This window comes from Sphingobium sp. TB-6, from assembly GCF_012927365.1.
GTDB lineage: Bacteria > Pseudomonadota > Alphaproteobacteria > Sphingomonadales > Sphingomonadaceae > Sphingobium.
In genome coordinates, this window is sequence record NZ_JABBGL010000013.1 from 98,555 (window position 1) to 118,544 (window position 19,990).

Here is a 19,990-nt window from a genome sequence, read left to right on the forward strand (position 1 = left end):
CCGATAATCCTCGGTCAAACCGACCCGATCAGCAACGTCACATTGTCCGTGCGCGGATTGCCCGCCCGGCTCTGCCCGTCCCTTTCCACATGCAGCACGCGATGCAGCACATGCCGCACGCCATAAGCCTGCGTCGCCATGCTGCCCGGAAAGACCGCCAGTGTCGCGCGGTCGATCGGCAGGTCGACCCACCGCCCATTGGCAAAGACCTGGGTCAGTATCTGGTCCCGCTGACCACAGAGCGCCGAAAAATAGCGATAGTCGAAATGCGCCCCTTCGATCAGCCTTTGCCCCGGCGCGATGTCCCGGCTGCGGTCGCGGCGCAGCGCCATGCGGTTGATGCCCCGGAGCAGCCGTCCGATGAGGGGCATGTCAGCGAGCAGCCCGTAAAGATCGGACAGCCCGCGCGGGCTGAGCATCCCCGCCGCCTGCCACCGCCTTTCGTCCAGCGCACAGCCCGTTCGTCCCCATCGCCCCAGCGAATTGCGGGCCAAAGCGTCCAGCCGGTCGAAATCGCGCATGCTCTCCTGATATTTCAGCCGCTGCACCACGATCTGGAAATCTCTGGATGGCGCGCCTTCGGGCGCCAGCGCCGCCATCAGCCGCCGGCCGATGGCCCAGCATTGGTCCAGCACCGCCTGACGGGGGGTATAATGGTGCCCCCCCTGCACGAAATAGGCGGGGCAAACGGTGACTTGATTCTTCCGATCGTCCCGCGACAACGCCATTTTCCGCGCAATATAACCGTGCCGTCCCGGCTGGAAATAGAAGAGGTCGCCCAGGCTGGCGGTGATGTCGCCGCTGCCATGATAGTTGCGCGCAATGTCGATCAGCGGCGCTTCCCACGGCATCTGTTCGGCCGAATCCTCCAGCAGCCCGCGCCACAGTTCGGCCACGATCTCCGGACAGCGCACCAGCACCGCCGCATGGCCCGCGCCGAACAGCCGGGCCAGCGAACCCGGCTCCAGATCCTGATATGCCAGTTCCGCGATCATCGGCGCTCCCCTGTGCGGAGCGTTCTTATCCTCGATCAAGTTCGGCACAATGGCGCGGAATGGGCGACCCGGAATAGTCAGACACACATCAGAAATGTCTAGCCAGAGCAGAGGTCTCCCCTTGATCCGAAGGGTTAGCACCTATGCGCATCGGCAAGCCCCGATGCGCTTTTGCTCTCTCCCGCCACAACCCGCACTATCCCCGCGATGAGGGCAGCCCTCACGGCGGGGCGGGCGCGCACGCCGGATGCGACTGGGAGACTATCATGGCGTCTGCACAGCTCACTCTGATCGATGGCGCCGCGGCTGGCGGCGGCGGGGAAAAGCCGCGCGATCTGTCCTTCGAATTGCAGCAAATGTCGGCGCGCCAGATATGGTTCCTGCTGCGCCGGCACATGAAGCTGGTGGCAAGCATCGTCATCGCTTGCGTGGTGGTCGTGCTGATCGTCCAGTTGCAACTGCCCAACCGTTATGAGGCGACCGCGACGGTGCAGGTGGAGCTCAACGATTCGACTGGATCTAACCAGGCCGACGCCACCCGCAATCAGCAGCGCGTCGCCAATGAAGCGCGCATATACCGCTCGCAGGCGCTGGCCGAGCAAGTGGTGCGCGACCTCAATCTCAACCGCAATCCGGCCTTCACCCATAATGTGCCGATGACGGTGCAACAGGCCGCCGCGCAACTTGCCAAGACCACCCGCGTCGCCAGTTCGACCGATTCCGACTTCATCGACATCACCGTCCAGTCGCGCAAGGCGGAACTGGCATCGCGCATCGCCAACCGTTTCGTCGACAGCCTGCAGAAGATGCGCTCGCAGCGGCGCCAGAGCTGGCGCAACGGCCTCAGCACCGCGCTGGACAAGGAAACCGCCCGTCTCGCCCATGAGGTTGAACTGGCCGAGCGCGCCGTCGCTGATTTCCGCCGCCAGCACCTGATGCCGATAGGCGCGGGCAGTGCGGAGGATTATCAGCAGATGAATCGCATCGCCGTGGAAGCCGCGTCCACCGCCGCGATGAGCAGCGCGATGCAGGCGCAGGCCGCCGGCGTCAGCCGGGCCGCCACCCTGCGGACGGTGGCGGGCGCGACTTCACCCGCGCTCGACAATCTGCAGAAGCAATATGACGACCTGATCCGCCAGCGTTCCGAAATCTCCGTCCAGATGGGCGCCAACCATCCGCAAATGCAGGCGCTCTCCGCGCAGATCGCGCAGGTGAGCAAGGCGCTCATCCAGGAACGCGGCGCGGTCGTCACGACCCAGCAGACGAAAAACGACACCGATGCCGGGCGTGAGCGGGCAATGGCGCTGGCGGAGGCGAGCGCGGCCTCGGCCCGGGCAGGGCAACTTCAGTCGAAGCTCAACGCCATGACCGGCGCGGCCTTCCGCAACAATGCCAATCTGGTCGATCTCTCGATCCTCGATCGCCGGGCGGAGGTGGCGCGCCAGGCCTATCTCACCACGGCGCAGCGCGCCCAGACGGTGCAGTCCGAACTGCAGACCACCGGTGTCAACTCCTCCATGGTGTCGGCTGCCGCCGTGCCGCTGCAACCGGTGGCGCCCGCGCCCAAGAAAATGGCGCTGGCCGCCTTTGTCGGCTCCTCGGTGCTGGCCTTCCTGATCGTGCTGGGAATCGAGATGTTCGACAACCGGCTGCGCAGCGGGGACCAGCTCCGCCGCCTCTTCGGCCTGCGGACGCTGGCGATGCTGCCGAAGCTGGAGGAGTCGATCGGCACCACGATCGAGGACAATCCGGTGACCACTCAGCCGCAGTCGCTCTTCACCGAAGTCGCCCGCAACCTCGCCAGCGAGATCGGGGAACTGCCGCATCAGGGCACCAGCCAGCGGGTGCTGGTCACATCGCCGCTGCCGGGCGACGGCAAGTCCAGCGTCGCGCTGACTCTGGCCGCCGCCGCCGCCTCCATGGGCCGCCGCGCCATCGTGGTCGATCTGGACCTGCGCCGCCCCGGCCCCAGCATATTGCGTTCGATCCAGGACAGTTCCGACACGCCTGACCTCATCGAAGTGCTGACCCATGCAGGCGAAAGCCGCAGGCTCATTCCCCAGGCCGAACGTCATGTGGAGCATGACGCGGCTGAGGGCGCGGCGCCGACCGCTTTGATGCCCGTCGTGCTCAGCACCCGCGAACAGATCCGCAATCCGGCCGCCGTGGTGCAGGGCTGGCAGGTCGGCCGGTTGCTCGACGATCTGCGCGACCGCTTCGATCTGATCGTCATCAACGCGCCCGCCATTCTCGCCGTGCGCGATGCGCGGACGCTTTCGACATTGGCAGACTCGACCCTGATGGTCGTGCGTTGGGGGCATACGACGGTCGAACAATTGCGCGCCTCGCTCCAGATGGTGAACAATCAGGTGGTCGGAGCCGTGTTCAATCAGGTCGATTATGAGGACCATGCCCGTCGCGGCTATGGCGATGCCGTCCAGTTCTACATGGGGTCGGCCGCTTATTATTCCGACAGCTTCCCGGTCCGGCAGAGCTGGGTGAACCGGGTCCGCCACGCCTTCACGCGCAAAGCCGCGTGAGCCCGCCGCCTTTGCAGCAGGCGGTTTCGCCTTCTGTTCGTTTCGAAAGCGCAATAGTGAAAGAGGATGCGCCCCGTCTCAATTTGTTGATTCTCGACGGAAGCCCGCTTCGCCGTGCCTGCATCGCCGTCGCGCTGGAGACGGCGGGCACCCGGATATTGCAGCAATCCAGCCTCGACCAGCCCGAAGGGGGCGTTCCGCCCGACATCATCCTGTTCCAGACCGGCGATTCCGAACTGGAAAGCGCTGCCCTGCCGTTGCACATCGCTCAGGCGAAGCGGCTATGGCCCACCGCCTCGGTCCTTGTGGTTGCCGACCATGGCAATGAAGCGCTGATGCAGACCGCCATCGCGGCCGGGGCGCAGGCTCTGCTGCGCTCCAGCACCGATATCGCCACCATGCAGCGCGTGCTTTTCCTGCTCAGGGAGGGGTTGGCGGTCTATCCCGCTCCCCTCGCCGCAGCCTTGCGCGCGCGCCTGCAAGGTGCCCCGGATGGCCTCAGCGAACGGATCGCGCTGGCGGTGGACAAGTCCAAGCTGCTGACCAAACGGCAACGCGATGTGCTGCGCCTGCTCGCTCAGGGCGCCTCGAACAAGGACATCGCCCAGGGGCTGAACATCAGCGAAAGCACGGTGAAGGTCCATGTCCGGGCGATCATGGCGGTGAACGGCGCGTCCAACCGTACCCAGATCGTCGCGCATCTGTTGAAAGGCGGCAGCGAGGATTAGCGGAGCGGGGAACTGCCATTCAAATTTGGCATCTGCAAATGGTCCATTTCCATCCCGTCTTATACGCGCGCCACCACCGGCCGAACCCTGGCCCGCCGTAACCAGCTCACATCCAGCAGCACCGCCGTCACCACGCCCAACACGACATGAGCGATATTCCCGCCGATAGGTCCGTAGCGCGGCACGGCATAGGCTGCGACCGCCACGAACAGCGCCGTGCCGAAGCCGGAGATCGTAAGCACCTTCCAGCTCTGGTTCATTGCCAGCATGGCCGATCGCGACGGCGCGGCATGCAGCATCAGGATCACCGCCACCAATTGGGTCAGCAGCAGGACATAGGTTTCCGAATAGGCCACGCCCGGTCCCACCCGAATGAGCAGCGGCCCGAACAACCAGGCGCCCGCCAGCATCGCAAAGCCCACCCCCGCCAGCGCTATCTGCACCTGCAGCGTGGCCGTCCGGAAATTGCGGATATTGCCGTTCGCCCACATCCGCGCGACGTCGGGATAGACCACGGCCTGCACCTGCGCGCCGACCTGTGTCGCGACCTTGGCGATGCGCTTGGCGAGATAATAGACCCCCGCCGCCGAACTCCCCGCCACCGCGCCGACGAACAGCGAGTCCGCTTCCGTCGTGATGACGCGCAGGGTCAGCGACAGGTTGGTCGAGCAGGCGAAGCCGAAAAAGCCGGGGAAATCCTTCACCAGCCCCTTCAGCCGGGCATGAAACGGATTGGGTATCCCCATCTGCCGCAGGGCGCGGAAGCCGACCCAGAAGACCAGCACGGACCCCAGCGCCTGCGATGCCGTCCAGGCGAGCATGAAGCCGATCACCCCCGCATGAGTGACCATGCAGAGGAAGGCGAGCAGGATGCGCAACACATTGCCCGCGACCTGCGCATAGGCCAGCATCTTGAACTGGCCGGACAGGCGCAGCGCGGCGGTCGGCACGCCCGCGATGTTGAACAAGGTCGCGACCGAATAGATCGCCACCAGTTCCACATGAAGGGGCTTCAGGCCAAAGAGCGGTCCGAACAGCAATGCCAGGCCGATCGCGCTGACGGCGGCCAGCGCCGCCGCGCCGATATCCAGCATCAGGCCGTAGCAGTAAAGTCGTTGCAAGCGCCGGGGCGAACCCTTCGCTTCTTCCTCCACGGCGAACCGGATCAGCGGCTGCCAGGATTCGAAGCGCAGGATTCGCTCGACGACGCGATTATAGGACAGGACCAGCACCATGACGCCATAGGTCGCCGGTCCCAGGGATCGGGCCGCCATCGCCACGCTGACCAGCATGATCAGCGCATTGAGGAAATTGCCCGACAGCAAATGTCCCACCGCGATCAGCCGGCCGCGGGTTCCCTTGATCAGGAAATCCCCGAACCGGCCGCGCAGCATCGGCAAGGCACGTGCGGTCAGCACGCCCTTGATATCATATGCCATGACGATCCCCCCTGGGGACGTGAAGATCAGACGCGGCTTGCGACGCCGGCCAATTCCAGAACCGGCAATCGCGCCGGGTGGGGGATGGCGACGGGCAGTTCGGGTTCGACCTCCGCCACGCGTCCGCGCATACCGTGATTGGCCGCCCAGATCGCCGCCTGGGTCCGGTTCTTGACGCGCAGCTTGCGCAGCACGGCCTTCACATGGACCTTCACGGTCGCCTCGCTGATGTCCATCCGCTTGGAAATGACCTTGTTCGGGCATCCCATGATCAGCCAGCGCAGGATTTCCAGTTCCCGGTCGGACAGGCAGGCCGCATCGACCGGGCGTTCGACTTCCATCGCGTCGGTCAGGCTTGGCCGCGATTGCAGTTCGTCCGCCAGTTGCGGCGGAAGTACGCGTTCGCCCATGGCCACCAGCCGCAGAGTCGCCACCAGCCTGTCGCAGGAAATTTCCTTGACGATATAAGCTAGCGCTCCCAGCCGGAACGCCTTCAACATGATCTGGAAATCAAATCTGTCCGACAGCAGGACAAGATAGGAACAGGGAAAACGTTTTTGCAGAATCGAGAGCGTCTCGACGTCGATCGCTTCGGTTCCATCGTCGATCAACAACAGGGATGGTCCCGTATCCTCTTCCGGCACCTCTACTTGCTGAAGCACCGTAGTGACATTCGGATATTGGGTTACGCGGAAATCCCTTTCCATCAGGATGCGGCTAAGCCCCTCCCGAACGATCGCATTACCGCACAACAGACGCACATTAACTGGGTAAGACATTGGGTGGTCCCCTCATGATCTCTTCCACCTCCGTAAGCAGGCCCCAAACGGAATGTAGAAGACCAGTAATCAAATGCCTGTAGTGCGACCCTTTCTTTTTCTTTCAACAACTTATCAGTACCATATTTTTGCCGCGAGAGTCCCGGAATGTACAATGGAAATTTTGAGTGCACGCAATAGCGCGTTAACGCACTGTTAATTTTCCGAATTTTTCTTGGGTCTGATGGGAGATGCTGCGGTTGCAACAGCCAAAATTACAACTTTGGTGGTATTTCAAACGGTGTAGTCATGGCAGAATCGCGCTGATTCATCGCCCAGGCGATTCGCTGGCGAGTTAACACAGGTTAATGAATTTGTCGAACCAGAACAAAGGCTTCGGCAGCGTAACGATAGGCCGTCGCGCCCCTCAGCGTCGCCAGGGCGCGGATGGCCTCGACCGATCGTTCGTCGGGCTGGGGCTTCACCTGGCTCTGGAAGGCCTGGAAGGCGGCGACCTTCCGTTCCAGGGTTTCGCTGATGTCCACGAACATGTTGGGAATGAACGCCGGGGTCACGCCGGGCGCCAGCCAGTTGGTTTCCGACAGCGTCTCATAGGCCAGGACGCAGCCGGGACCGCCGCTGCCGCGGGGCCGCGCATAGACTAATGCGGCATTGAAGACGATCTGGTGGTCCAGATGAATGTCACCAATGAAGGGGATCAGCAGCAGGTCGGGCTCGATCCGCGACAGAGCCGATGACAAGGCTTGATTGAGGTCGCTCCGCCTGATCTGGTCCAGCCCGGCGGCGGGGAAATCCAGGAATTGCGTGTCGGCCACGCCGATAATGCCATGGGCACGCAAGGTTTCCGCGCGAATCCGCCCCACCAGTTCTTCCTCGAAAAGGGGCGGTTGGCCGCGGGTGACGACGACCACATGCACCTCCGCGCCCGCCGCCGCGGCCCGCGCCATGGTGCCGCCGCATCCCAATATCTCGTCGTCTGGATGGGGGGCGACCACCGCGATTCGGCGGGCGTTGAAAGGCAGTGGCATGGGCTTAGTCCCCTAAAATGGCGTGGAGTTTCGGCGGCTTGTCGAGGCCGCTCCATTGGGTGACGGTCAGCGCGGTCGCCTGGCCGCAATATAGGGTGAAGCTCTCCGCCGTCCGCGCGATCACCTGCCCGGCGGAGGCGGCATGGCGTTCTCCGACGTCCGACAACGCCGCCTCCCAGATGTGGAGATCCGCACCGCTCGACCGGGTAAAGGCTCCCGGATAGGGATGGCCCGTCGCCCGGATCAGCCGCAGCACGTCCGCAGCGGATTGCCGCCAGTCGATCAGCCCGTCCATCGGCGTCCGCCGCGCCGCCCAGGTCGCACAGCTTTCGTCCTGGACCATGCGCGGCATCTCCCCCGCCGCGATCCGCCCCAGCGATCGGTCGAGCATGATCGCCAGTGCCCGCATATGCTTGGCATAGAGCGTCGCCGCCGTTTCCATCGGCGCGACATGGAAATATTGCTGGTCGAGTATGGCGCCCGTATCCGTGCCCGCATCGATCCAGAACAGCGTCCCGGCCGTGATCGGCTCCTGTTGCAGGATCGTCCAGGGAATGGCGGCGCGTCCGCGCAGCCGGGGCAGGGCGGCGGGATGATAGCCAACGACCCGGTCAAGGAAGAGATCACGAAAGGCCTGCCCGCAAATCTGCGACCAGCCCATGACGAAGGCGATGTCGGCGCCCATGTCTCCGATGGCGGACAGGGTTTCCTCCCGGTTGATATTGTCCACATGGATGACCGGGCAGCCTTGTTCCCGCGCCGCCGGCTCCAGGTCGACAAAATCCGAATGCCGGTCGGCCAGGGCGGGATCGAGCGTGACGACGGCGGCGATCTCCCATCCGGGATGCCGGGCGATCGCGTCGAGAGCGATCCGGGTGGTTTCAACTGCCCCAATGAGGAGGGCGCGCTTCGTCGGCATGCCAGTCGATCCTTTTTTCGCCCCTGGTTACGACCAGCAGCGTGCGGGCGATGATCTGCGCGTCTAAGCGGTGGCTGCGATGGCGCACATACCAGAGGTCAAAGCGCAGCTTTTCCTCCACCGTCAGCAGCGTGTTGCCGCTGACCTGGGCCAAGCCGGTGAGGCCGGGACGCACTCGCCCCCGTTCCACGCCGTCGCGTCCCATGGCGCTGATGCTATGCGGCAATAGCGGGCGGGGGCCGACGAAATCCATGTCGCCGCGCGCGATGTTGATCAGTTCGGGCAGCTCATCCAGCCGCGACCGGCGAAGGAACTGTCCCAGCGCCGTGATCCTGTGCGCGTCGGGCAGCAAGCCCCCCTGAGCGTCGTGCAGCTCTCGCATGCTGCGGAACTTGATCATGGCAAAGGGCGACCCTCCCAGGCCGCTTCGGACCTGGCGGAACAGCACCGGCCGTCCCAGGCCGAGCAGCACCAACGCCGACAGCAGCAGCAAAAGGGGGGAGAGCAGGGCGAGGAGGCCGATCGCCAGCAAACCCGCCGGGCGGAGACAGGCGATCATGCGCGCTCCGCCACCAGCAGGGCGGGCGAAGGCGCCGCAATGGAGGTCGGCATGGCGGTGCCGCGCAATTGCATGACATCCAGCATCATTGCGTTCACCTTGTCGACGTCATAGATGTCGACCGCTATTTGCCGCGCTGCTTTGGCCATGGCGGTCAGGCGCAGCGGATCGGTGATCAACCGCTCCATCGCGGCGGCCAGCGCAGGCCCGTCGCGCGGCGGCACCAGCAGGCCGTTGACCCCGTCGCGAATCGGCTCGCGGCAGCCCGGCATGTCGGTGGTGATCACCGGCCGCCCGATCGCCAGCGCCTCCAATATCGTACGCGGCAGCCCCTCGCGATAGAAGGAAGGCAACACGAAGGCATGGGTCGACGCGATGAAGGGCCGCACGTCGCGGGTTTCGGGCAGGAACTCGATCAGCCCGGCCTCGCGCCATTGCTCCAGATCGGCGGCGGTATAGCCGGTCGGATTCTCGGTCTCGGGCCGGGTCAGCAGCAGGAAGCGCACGTCCGGGTATCGCGTGCGGATGATCCGCGCCGCCTCCACATATTCGCCCACGCCCTTGTCGCGCATCAGGCGGCCCATCATCAGGAAGGTGAAAGAACCTTGGGGCAGCGCCTGCTCGGCAAAGTGCCGGACGTCGATCCCTGAGCCGGGCACCTGCATCACTCTCTGTCCGGCTGAGACGATCCCGCTGTCGCGCATGAGGCGATGATCGTCGCCATTGAACACGAAGATGCACCGCGCCCTGGCGATGCCGGTCCGGTAGAGCCGCGACACGATGGTCCGCAGCCAGCGGCGGCTGTCTGCCTCCTCACTGAAGACATAGCCAAGGCCGCTCATGATCGCGAAATAGCGCGCCTGGCTCCAAAGCCGCGCCGCCAGGCCGCCATAGATGATCGGCTTTTGCGTATAAGCAACGACCACATCGGGTCGTTCGCTGCGCATCAGGCGGCGGTAATGGAGCAGGGTGCGGGCGTCGTGCAGCGGGTTGGTGCCCGCCCGCGCCATCGGCGTCCGACAGAAGCGCACCCCCATATCCGCCAGCCTTGCCAGCACCTCCGGCTCTTCGTCGGGGGCGCAGGCGACGACCTCATGCCCTTCTTCGATCATCCGGGCGATCAGCGCCCCGCGGAAATTGATCAGCGACCAGGACAGGCTGGAAAGGATCACGACTTTCATTGTGCACTGCTTTCCCTGTTGCTCTGTCCCGATTGATTTGATCGCGCCTTCATCGCACCAAGTCCTGGACCGGAGGTATCACAGGCAGCGCCGCGCCCTGGCGGTGCATCGGTAGATTACCCCTTTGAGGCAGAACCGCCGCCCTGGCACGCTCCCGGGCACCATCGCGCCCGCATCTAGCCCCAATGGGCGCGCAGCCGCGCCGGACGGGTCGCGCATGGGATAAAGGATAGTGTCCGGTCGACCGATTACCGGGAAGCACCTGTTTCGATAGCCTTATCCCTACCGTCGGTTGCGGCGGGACTGCGGGGTGACGCCTCCAGGCAACCCTCTTCCCCGCAACCGGCGGACCAAGGGATCGGAGACAAGCGGATGCCGAATATCGCACCAGCCGGGCAGGACGGAACGCAAGCCATCGCGCAGACGTCGCTCCTGCGACTGGATGCCGCCGTCCGCGCTTTCGCGGCGGGGGGGGCGACGCGATTCCAGGCGATCAGGCTGGCCATCATCCTGTTGCTGGACGCGCTGATCATGCTGGGCAGCTTCATGCTCTCGCGCCTGATCCTGTCCGACCTGCCCATGCCGCAGACGCTGTTCGACCCATGGTTCATGGGCCTGTTCGTCGGCGCCAACCTGACCGTGCTGTTCGTCATCGGCACCTATCGGCAGAGCTGGCGTTTCCTGTCGATCGGGGACGCGCTGTCGCTGGCGGTCAGCCTGCTCGCCAGCAGTTGGCTCATCTGGATGATGACCGCCGGGCTGATCGCGCCGCAGAAGATGATGCGCGGCGTGATGACCGTCTTCCTGACGGTTGACGTGCCGCTGACCGTCGCGGCGCTGCTGGCGGCGCGCGCGCTCCGCCGGCTGTTCTTCAAACATGTCCGCTCCGCCCGCCTGCGCCGGACCGTGCAGGCCCGCCGCCGCATATTGCTGTTGGGCGAGCTCGACTGGGCGCGGGTTATGGCGGACCTAGTCCCCACCGATGCCGGTTCGGGACTGGAAATCGTCGGCGTCATTTCCTTCGATGGGCATGATCGGCGGTTGCAGGTCGGCGGCCTGCCGATATTGGGATCGCCGGAGATGCTGCCCCGGATCGTCGCGGACCTCGACCGGGCGGGAAAGCGCCCGGTCAGCCTGGTGGTGCAGGAAAGCAGCGAGCGGCTCGACCGGCAGCAGATATTGCGCATCGCCAGCCTGGCGGAGCAGGAAAATCTGGTCGTCTCGCGTTTCCGCAATCCCTGGACCAGCGCTCAGTCTCTGGACGGCGACCGCATGGCGATCGAGAAGATGCCGCTGGCCGAACTGCTCGGGCGGCCGGAAATCACGGTCCAGCACAGCTATCTGGAGCGCGTCGTCACCGGCGCGCGGATCATGGTGACAGGGGCGGGGGGGACGATCGGCGGCGAACTGGTGCGCCAGCTCGCTTATTATGCGCCGGTCGAGATTGTGCTGCTCGATCACAGCGAATTTAATCTCTACGCGATCGAAATGGAGGCGCGGGAGAAATTCCCCCATGTCCGCTTCCACGCCGAACTCTGCTCGATCCGCCAGCGTCCCGCGCTCTGGCAGGTGTTCGAGCGGCGGCGGCCGGAGATCGTGTTCCACGCCGCCGCGCTCAAGCATGTGCCGATGGTGGAGGCCAATCCCTGTGCCGGGGTGCATACGAACGTGTTGGGCACCCGCAATGTGGCCGATGCCGTCTGCGAGTTTGAGGCGCGGGCGATGATCCAGATCTCCACCGACAAGGCGGTGAACCCCGTTGGCCTGATGGGCGCGACCAAGCGGCTGGGCGAACTCTATTGTCAGGCGCTCGACCTGATCGGCAGTTGCGATCCGGACAGCCCGCGTTTCTTGACCGTGCGCTTCGGCAATGTGCTGGGGTCGAGCGGATCGCTGATCCCGCTGTTCCAGCAGCAACTGGCGAACGGCAAACCGCTGACCGTCACCCATCCGGATATCGAACGCTTCTTCATGACGGTGCAGGAGGCGGTGCTGCTGATCCTCCAAAGCAGCGCCCGCGCGCTGGAGACGGATTCGGAACGCGGCACCATCTTCGTCCTCGACATGGGCGAGCCGGTGAAGATCGTGGAGATCGCCCGCCGGGTCATCCGCATGGCGGGGCTGCGCCCGGACATCGACGTGCCGATCAGGTTCATCGGCCTGCGCCCCGGCGAAAAGCTGTTCGAGGAGCTGTTCGACAGCAGTGAGGACAAGATCGAAAGCGCCATTCCCGGCATTTTCGAGGCCATGCCCTCGCCCATTCCGCTGGAAATGCTGGTGGAGGGCTTCGGTCAGCTCGCCCGGCTGATCGCGGCGGGCGATTCGGACGAGCTGATCCGGCTGGCCCATGAGATGGTTGCTGCCTCGGCCAGCTCACGCTGGGCGGAGATATTGCGGCGTCTGGCGGCCGAAAGCGCCGACACGCTGTTCATGATGCCGCACCCCGCCGAGATTCCCGCTGCCTTGCAGACCCATTTGCCGCGCGACGTCGCCTGACTTTTTTGAGGGAATCATGATGCAAGCCGTACCTGCCCCAGCCGCCCTCCCTCCGCGCCTCAGCCCGCTCGACCATCCCGCGCTGCGCTGGCCGCAGCATGAGGCGGATGAGATTGCGGCGGTCATGCACGTGCTGGAGAGTGGCCGGGTCAATTCGATGGTCCATGGCGAACAGAACCGCCAGTTCGAGGCGGAATTCGCTGCTTTCTGCGGCATGCCTCATGGCGTCGCCGTCAGCAATGGCACGGTCGCGCTGGAACTGGCGCTGCGGGCCTTGGGCATCGGGCCGGGGGATGAAGTGATCCTGCCCTCGCGCAGTTTCTTCGCCAGTGCGGCCTGCATCGTGGCAGTCGGCGCAACGCCGGTCTTTGCCGACATCGATCCCGTCAGCAACACGATCGCGCCGGAATCTGTCCGCCGGATGCTCACTAGCCGCACTCGCGCGATTCTGTGTGTGCATCTCGCGGGATGGCCCTGCGAACTGCATGCGTTGCGGGATTTGGCTGACGAAAAAGGGCTTTGGCTGGTCGAGGATTGCGCGCAGGCGCATGGGGCGACCTTCCATGGCCGCCCGGCCGGCAGCTTCGGTGATGCTGCCGCCTTTTCCTTCTGCACCGACAAGATCATGTCGACGGGCGGGGAAGGGGGCATGCTCCTGCTGCGCGATGAGGCGCATTGGAAGCGGGCCTGGGCCTATAAGGATCATGGCAAAAATCCGGACAAATTCTTCGCCCCCGCCACAACCGGCGGCTTCCGCTATCTGCACGACAGCTTTGGCAGCAACGGACGGATGACCGAAATGCAGGCCGCGATCGGCCGGGCGCAGCTCGCCAAGCTGCCCGGTTGGCTGGCCCGCCGTCGCCGCAATGCGGAACTGCTGATGCGGTTGCTGCAAGCCGATCCAGCCGTGGAGGTGCCGGTGATTCCGGATCATGTCGGCCACGCCTTCTACCGGCTCTATGTCACGATCGCCGCCGATCGGCTGGGCGAAAGCGAGGCAGCGCCGATCATCGACCGGATGGTGCGTATGGGCATGCCGGTCGGCAGCGGCTCCTGCTCCGACATGACGCGGGAGGCGGCCTTTGTGGGACTTGATGTGCGCCGCGACGGCTCGCTGCCCGTGGCGCAGGATTTGGGGCGCCGCAGCATCGCCTTCCCCGTAGACCATCTGCTCGACGATGAGGACATGCACCGCCTCGCCAACTGCCTTGAAATCGCGATGGTTGAGCTGGAATCGTGAAGGGACAAGCCATGATGACCAACGACCGCCTGCCGCACTTCGTCATCATCGGCGCCGTCAAGGGCGCGACGACCTGGATTCACAACCAGCTTCAGGACAATCCCGCCATCTACCTGCCCGCGCCGGAACCGCATTTCTTCAGCCAGGATCATCATCTCGGCCTCGATCATTATCGGCGCTTCTTCGATGGGGCGCGGCCCGATCAGATGCTGGGGGAAAAGTCCGCCGACTATCTCGCCCATCCGGACGCTGCGGAGCGTCTTGCCGTTGCCTTGCCCAAGGCGCGGCTGGTTGTGCAGGTGCGCAACCCGGTCGACCGCGCCTATTCCGATTACAAGATGTTGTTTCGCCGGGGCACCGTGACCAGGGGGCCGGAGCATTATCTGGACGGTCGCCCGAGCGGCCAGCCGCGCTTTCTGGAAGACGGCCTTTATGCGAAGCATTTGCGCCGCTGGCTCGACCATTTCAACGCGGAACAGATCAAGGTGATTCTGTTCGAGGATGTGAAGGCCGCGCCCGAAGCCACCGTCGCCATCGTCAGCGACCATATCGGCGCGCCCTGCCATTATTCGACGCAGGTGGGGTCCGATCCGCGAAACGACAGCAGCGAACGTTTCCTGCCCTTGCCGGTGCGCACCGCGCTCGCTCCGCTGAAGGAAGCGGTTCGTCCCCTGCGCGGTCATGCGGTTTTCGAACGGGTGCGTGGGGTGTTCGCCCGGCAGATCGCCTATCCGCCGCTGCCCCCCGAATTGCGCCAGCGCATGGTCGACTATTATGCGCGGGACATTGCCGATCTGGAGAATCTGATCGGGCGGGATCTCGGCCATTGGAAACAGGATCATCAGCTGGCGGCTTAACGGCACCGAAATCTCTCGGACGCCTCCTTTGAACCACTCCCAAAGCGTCGCCTCGCTCGCCCTTTTTGCCTGGCGCCGACCCGTTATTGCCCACCCCTGAATCAGCCGAGGGGCTTAAACTTCCGCTCATCCAATTGAGAGGGGACGCAGATGCGCAAACGGCTTTATCATGGTCTTTTCCTCGGCCTTTTTGCTCTGACCACGGCCTGTTCGGGCGGGCTTTCCGGGCTCGCCAACCTGCCGCCGGCACCGACCGTCGCCTATCGGCTGGGCGCGGGCGATGAGGTGCGGGTGGCGATACCGGGCCTCAGCGCCACCGATCCGGGCAACAGCAGCTATGTGATCAACGATCGCGGCCAGATTTCCCTGCCGGTGCTGGGCGATGTTGACGCGGGCGGCAAGACGGTGCCGGAATTGCAGGCCAATATCGCTCAGCAACTGACGCAACGCCAGTTGCTCAACGCGCCCACGGTCAGCGTCCAGCCGGTGAAGCTGCGCCCCTTCTATGTGCTGGGCGAAGTGAAGAGCCCCGGCGAATATCAATATCGCGCGGGCATGTCGGTGCTGGCGGCTGTGTCCGTCGCGGGCGGTTATACCTTCCGGGCGGAGCAGGGCAGCGTCGCCATCACCCGCATGGTCGATGGCCGACAAGTCGTCGGCCGCGCGGGCGAGCGGGACATGATCCAGCCGGGCGACACGGTGCGCATCTACGAGAAGTGGTTCTGATGCGCGGTCTGGTTTCGAGCGGCGCGGCTCTCGCGCTTGGCCTCGCCATGCCTGTCTCGGCGCAGGAACTGCAATCCCCCACGACGGCGCTCGATGCGCCCGAGGCGCTGTTCATACCCACCCCCCTGACGCTGGGCAGCGCGACGGTGGAGATCGGCGGCACGGCGCGGATCGAATATGACAGCAATATCTATGCCCAGGCCTTTGGCGAGAAGGATGATGTCCGCGCCGTCTTCCGCCCTTATGTGGAGATCAACCGCAAGGGCGGCGCGATCGAACTCAACGCCCGAGCCGAAGGGGATTTCCGCAAATATTTCCAATATGACAGCGAGGATGCGGCAGGCGGCAAGGTTGCGGCGGTCCTCAACTGGACCCCTTCCGCTTCGGACAAGCTGGCGGCGGCGGCAAGCTGGCAGCATATCATCGAGGATCGGGGCGAGCCGGAGGGCAATAGCGCGCCATCCATCGGCCCGCGTGAATTGAATGCGCTGGAGGGGGATTTGGCTTATACCCATCAGGGTGCGCGCCTCGGCTTCATGGTGAGGGGCACGGCGTCGCGCTTCCGCTATACCAAGGCGATCGACGACAACCGCGATCTCGACAATGCTGGCGCGCTGGCGCGGGTCATGCTGCGCGTGTCGCCGCTGATGAACGGTTTCGTCGAGGGATTCGCGTCGAAGCGCGATTTTCGCCGCACACCGCAACTGGGGGAAATCGACCGGGATTCGAAGACCTATGGCGCGCGCGCGGGGGTGGCGATAGATCCGGGCGGAACGATCCGGGGGGAGGCGGCGATCGGCGTCTATCGCTTCGACCCCCAGGATAAGCGGATCGAGCCGCGCACCCGCCTGTCCGCGCAGGTCGGGCTGGTCTATGCTCCCCGGCCGCGCACCGCGATCACGCTGGACGGTTTCATCGGCAATGTCGCCACCTACCGGACTGGCGTGCAATCGCGGGAGGACATGCGCTTACGCCTGGGGGTTGCCCAGGAAATACGCCACAATCTGCGCGGCGAGATTGGGCTGGTCTATCGCCGCAGCAAATATTTCGGCACCGGCCTGACGGAGAAGATCTACGGCGTGACCGGGGAACTGGAATATGCGCTCAACCGCCGCATGGCGCTGGCGGCCCAAGCCCGCTTTTCCAAGCGCGACAGCACCGACCCACTGGACGATTATGACCGCACCCGCATCGGGCTGGAACTGCGCGTCCATTATTGAGGCTGGCATTATTGATATCGGCTTAATTGACGCCGCCACCCAAAGAGGCAGCGCCTAACCCCTTCGCGCAATGGACTTGGGCTGCCCCGGCAAGGACACTGGCCCGCGTAACAGCGTGATTATTATTACAGGACTCCGCCGCCATGCTGGTAAGAGCGTCCAGGCCACCCATGCTCGCGTTCGTCCTTCCGGGGCTGGGCGCGGGCGGATCGGAACATATCGTCAGCCTGCTTTGCAACCATTTCGCGGCGCAGGGCTGGGCGATCACGCTGATCGCCTTTGAGGAGCCGTCGGCGCCCTCTTACTATGCCTATCATCCGGAGGTGCGGATCATCCAGCTGGGCATGAAGTCACGCCGCCGCGCCGCCGCGACCGGCGCGCTGGCGATGCTGCGACGACAGAGGCTGCTGAGGCAAGCGCTGAAGGCGGTAAGGCCCGAACTGGTGGTGAGCTTCCTGACGCGCACCAACATCCTTTCGGTGCTTGCCGCCCGGTCGCTCGGCATTCCCGTGATCGTGTCGGAACGCAACAATCCCGCGCTCCAGACGGTGGGGCCGGTCTGGAACCGGTTGCGGCAGATGACCTATCCGCGGGCCGCGGGCCTCATCACCATGACGCAAGGGGCGATGGACTGGTTCAAGAGCGCCATGGACGTAAAGGGCTGGGTCATTCCCAATCCCGTGCCGCCCGCCATCATGGGTGCGGAACGCAGGCCCGATGGCCGCACCATCGGCGCGGTGGGACGGCTGGTGCCGCAAAAGGGCTTCGACCTGCTGCTGGACGCCTTCGCGCGCGTTGCGCATGCTATCCCCGACTGGAAGCTGGCGATCTGGGGCGAGGGGCCGGAGCGGGCGGCGCTGGAACGCCAGCGCGACCGCCTCAGCCTGACGGGACGGGTCAGCCTGCCCGGCGTGACGGAGAAACCGGGTGAGTGGATTCCCCAATCCGACCTGTTCGTCCTGTCGTCGCGCTTCGAGGGCTGGGGCATCGTCGTGGGCGAAGCCATGGGCGCTGGGCTTCCGGTCATTGCCTTCGACTGCCAATGGGGTCCGGCCGAGATGATCGGGCATGGCAAAAGCGGCTTGCTGGTGCCCAATGGCGACGTGGCTGCGCTGGGGGAAGCGATCCTCTCCCTTTGCACCGATGAAGCCCGGCGCGAGGCTTTGGGAACCGAGGCGCAGAATCGGATGGCTCTGTTCGGCCATGATCAGGTGCTCGCCCGCTGGCAGTCGGTCATCACCGGCGTTCTCGATCATCATCGCGTGGGGGCAGGATCATGAACATGATGTCGTTGAAGGGCTTTGCGCGGGCGATGCGGCGGCGGTTGCGGGATGAACCGCATCTCCGCCTGGCCGCCGCGCGGGCCGACGCCTTCCTGGTGTCCTATCCCAAGAGCGGGCGCACCTGGCTGCGTTATCTGCTCTCCTGCTATTTCGCGGAGAGCGCCCGGCTGGGATTCGCGCCCGATCTCACCAGCACCTTCCGCGTCCTGCCCAATTTCGACCGCGATCCGGTGCGCGGCATCGACGCCTTTGTCGGACGAAGCGGCGCTGCGGCGCTGCCGTTGATCCTGGTCAGCCATCTGCCCTATCGTGATCGCCTGTTCCTCGACCGGCCGGTGCTGTTCCTGGTCCGCGATCCCCGCGACGTGATCGTGTCCGCCTATTTCCACGCGACCCGCCATAAAAAGAGCTTCTCCGGCGATATGGCCGCCTTTCTGGACGAACCCAAATATGGAATGGCGTCGCTGACCGGCTATCTGAACGGCTGGTCGGCGGGGCTGGAGGGACGGCCCCATCATCTGATCAGCTATGAGCATCTGCTTAGCGAGCCGCTCGCCACCGTTGCGGGCATCCTCGCCTTTCTGGGCGTCGAGCCTGAGGGCGATATCCTTGCCCGCGCCGTCGCCGCCGCCCAGTTCGACCGGATGCGCGACAAGGAACGCGGCGGCGGCATTCCCGGCCATGATTATGACCGCAATGACGACCAGAGCCTGCGCATGCGCAGCGGCAAGGCGGGCGCCTTTGGTGAGTGGCTGAACCCCGATCAGGCCGATCTGGTGCTGGAGCGGTGCCGTTCCGACCTGTCGCCCCGCGCCCTTGCCCTGCTGGCCGCCACCGGTGTCGACCTGACCCGCTAACATGCGCATCTGTTCGATCATCACCAGCTTCACATCGGGCGGCGCCGAAATGCTGGTCTGCAATCTGGCGGAAGCCTTTGCCGGGGCGGGGCACGAAGCGACCGTCATTTCGCTCAGCGATGCGGCGCAGGTCGGCAATGCGCCCGGCATCGAAACGGCGATGATGGCGCGCATTCGGCAGAGTGGCGCGAAGGCCTTTTCCCTCAACCTCGTCAACCGCAACAACTGGCTGGCGGGAGCGCTGGCTCTGCGCCGGGCGCTGCGATCGATCCGGCCCGATGTGATCCATGCCCATACGGCCCGCGCACTGTTTCCTCTCGCGCTTGCCATGCCCGGCGTGCCGGTGGTGCTGACCCATCATAACAGCCGCCTTTCCTTCCCTCCGGCGGCGTTTGCCCTCTTCGACCGCATTGTCGACAGCTATGTCGCGATCAGCGATCAGTGCGAGGCGCTGTTGCGCGGCCATGCGCGCAAGCCCATCCGCATGATCCTGAACGCGGCCAGCGCCCGTTTCCAGACGCAACAGCCCCGCTCTGCCGCCGGACATGATCCGATGATCCTCGCCGTCGGGACGGTGTCGGAACAAAAGGACTATCCGACCCTGCTCCGCGCCGCCCGCCCATTGTCCGACGCGCTGACGGCCCAGGGGCGCACGGCCCGCATCTGCATCGCGGGTGCGGGCCCCCAGTTCGACCAGCTTCGGGCGCAGGCCGTGGGAGAGCCAGTCGAACTGCTGGGTGTGCGAGACGATATTGATGCGCTGATGCGGCAGGCGGACCTGTTCGTGAACTGCTCGCTCTGGGAAGGCTTTCCGATTGCGATGATCGAGGCGGCGATGAGCGGCCTGCCGATCGTCGCGACGGCGGTGGCGGGCAATCGCGAAATGGTCATGCCGGGCGTCAACGGCCAGCTTGTCCCGCCCTCCGATCCCGCCGCGCTGGCGGAGGCGATCCTGGAGACGCTCTGCGACGATGCTCATTATGCCGCGCTGTCGCAGGGCGCTCTCCAAGCCGCCCGGCGTTTTTCCATCGAAAACTGCGCTACGGCCCACCTCTCCCTCTATCAGGAGCTGATCGATGCGCGTCGCGCTCCCCTTCGCGCTTCCCCGCTGACCCGGCCCATCTCGCCATGCGAATAGCGGCA

The 19,990-nt window shown here is 64.8% G+C and carries 17 protein-coding genes; 10 read left to right on the plus strand and 7 right to left on the minus strand.

The annotated features are described in order from the left end of the window. Positions 1–14: 14 nt before the first annotated feature. Positions 15–995: a 2OG-Fe(II) oxygenase family protein gene (locus tag HHL26_RS17165; protein WP_066561122.1), complete on the minus strand. Its 981-nt coding sequence runs from the start codon at positions 993–995 to the stop codon at positions 15–17. Between the two features lie 266 nt (positions 996–1,261). On the opposite strand from HHL26_RS17165, the gene HHL26_RS17170 reads away from it, so the two are divergent. Both HHL26_RS17170 and HHL26_RS17175 read left to right on the plus strand, forming a co-directional pair. Continuing rightward, positions 1,262–3,535 carry a polysaccharide biosynthesis tyrosine autokinase gene (locus HHL26_RS17170; RefSeq protein WP_066562095.1) on the plus strand — a complete coding sequence of 758 codons (2,274 nt, stop codon included), beginning with the start codon at positions 1,262–1,264 and terminating at the stop codon, positions 3,533–3,535. A gap of 56 nt (positions 3,536–3,591) precedes the next feature. Next, the gene (locus tag HHL26_RS17175) at positions 3,592–4,263 is read left to right on the plus strand and encodes a response regulator transcription factor (protein ID WP_066562097.1); all 672 of its coding nucleotides are present in this window, start codon (positions 3,592–3,594) and stop codon (positions 4,261–4,263) included. A 59-nt stretch (positions 4,264–4,322) separates the two neighbouring features. Here HHL26_RS17175 and HHL26_RS17180 read toward each other — a convergent pair whose 3' ends face one another. The 6 genes from HHL26_RS17180 to HHL26_RS17205 form a co-directional block, all read right to left on the minus strand. After that, positions 4,323–5,702: a lipopolysaccharide biosynthesis protein gene (locus tag HHL26_RS17180; protein ID WP_066561120.1), complete on the minus strand. Its 1,380-nt coding sequence runs from the start codon at positions 5,700–5,702 to the stop codon at positions 4,323–4,325. 26 nt (positions 5,703–5,728) lie between these two features. Continuing rightward, complete coding sequence (locus HHL26_RS17185) at positions 5,729–6,481, minus strand: response regulator transcription factor (RefSeq protein ID WP_066561118.1); 753 nt, start codon at positions 6,479–6,481, stop codon at positions 5,729–5,731. A 344-nt stretch (positions 6,482–6,825) separates the two neighbouring features. Beyond that, positions 6,826–7,509 (minus strand): PIG-L deacetylase family protein, encoded by a 684-nt coding sequence (locus tag HHL26_RS17190; protein ID WP_066561117.1) that lies wholly within the window; start codon positions 7,507–7,509, stop codon positions 6,826–6,828. Positions 7,510–7,513: 4 nt separating this feature from the next. Further along, positions 7,514–8,428, minus strand: a complete 915-nt coding sequence (locus HHL26_RS17195) for a formyltransferase family protein (RefSeq protein ID WP_066561116.1) — start codon at positions 8,426–8,428, stop codon at positions 7,514–7,516. Further along, positions 8,391–8,987 carry a sugar transferase gene (locus HHL26_RS17200; protein ID WP_066561115.1) on the minus strand — a complete coding sequence of 199 codons (597 nt, stop codon included), beginning with the start codon at positions 8,985–8,987 and terminating at the stop codon, positions 8,391–8,393. Before HHL26_RS17200 ends, HHL26_RS17195 begins: the two co-directional genes overlap by 38 nt. Beyond that, positions 8,984–10,168, minus strand: a complete 1,185-nt coding sequence (locus HHL26_RS17205) for a glycosyltransferase family 4 protein (RefSeq protein ID WP_066561113.1) — start codon at positions 10,166–10,168, stop codon at positions 8,984–8,986. Before HHL26_RS17205 ends, HHL26_RS17200 begins: the two co-directional genes overlap by 4 nt. A 372-nt stretch (positions 10,169–10,540) precedes the next feature. Here HHL26_RS17205 and HHL26_RS17210 point away from each other — a divergent pair, with 372 nt between their 5' ends. The 8 genes from HHL26_RS17210 (at position 10,541) to HHL26_RS17245 (ending at position 19,985) form a co-directional block, all read left to right on the plus strand. After that, the gene (locus HHL26_RS17210) at positions 10,541–12,664 is read left to right on the plus strand and encodes a polysaccharide biosynthesis protein (RefSeq protein WP_066561111.1); all 2,124 of its coding nucleotides are present in this window, start codon (positions 10,541–10,543) and stop codon (positions 12,662–12,664) included. 16 nt (positions 12,665–12,680) lie between these two features. Continuing rightward, a complete protein-coding gene (locus HHL26_RS17215; RefSeq protein ID WP_066561104.1) occupies positions 12,681–13,904 on the plus strand; it encodes a DegT/DnrJ/EryC1/StrS family aminotransferase in 1,224 nt (407 codons plus the stop codon). An 11-nt stretch (positions 13,905–13,915) separates the two neighbouring features. Beyond that, positions 13,916–14,761: a sulfotransferase gene (locus HHL26_RS17220; RefSeq protein WP_237229856.1), complete on the plus strand. Its 846-nt coding sequence runs from the start codon at positions 13,916–13,918 to the stop codon at positions 14,759–14,761. A 150-nt stretch (positions 14,762–14,911) separates the two neighbouring features. After that, positions 14,912–15,487 (plus strand): polysaccharide biosynthesis/export family protein, encoded by a 576-nt coding sequence (locus tag HHL26_RS17225; RefSeq protein WP_066561101.1) that lies wholly within the window; start codon positions 14,912–14,914, stop codon positions 15,485–15,487. Further along, complete coding sequence (locus tag HHL26_RS17230) at positions 15,487–16,707, plus strand: outer membrane beta-barrel protein (protein ID WP_066561098.1); 1,221 nt, start codon at positions 15,487–15,489, stop codon at positions 16,705–16,707. Before HHL26_RS17225 ends, HHL26_RS17230 begins: the two co-directional genes overlap by 1 nt. A 170-nt stretch (positions 16,708–16,877) precedes the next feature. Then, on the plus strand, positions 16,878–17,987 hold the full coding sequence (locus HHL26_RS17235) for a glycosyltransferase family 4 protein (RefSeq protein WP_237229854.1): 1,110 nt from the start codon (positions 16,878–16,880) through the stop codon (positions 17,985–17,987). Beyond that, entirely contained in the window at positions 17,984–18,847 is an 864-nt protein-coding gene (locus HHL26_RS17240) for a sulfotransferase domain-containing protein (protein WP_066561087.1), read from the plus strand. The genes HHL26_RS17235 and HHL26_RS17240 overlap by 4 nt, the downstream gene beginning before the upstream one ends. Position 18,848: 1 nt before the next feature. After that, entirely contained in the window at positions 18,849–19,985 is a 1,137-nt protein-coding gene (locus HHL26_RS17245; protein WP_066561069.1) for a glycosyltransferase family 4 protein, read from the plus strand. Positions 19,986–19,990: the final 5 nt, after the last annotated feature.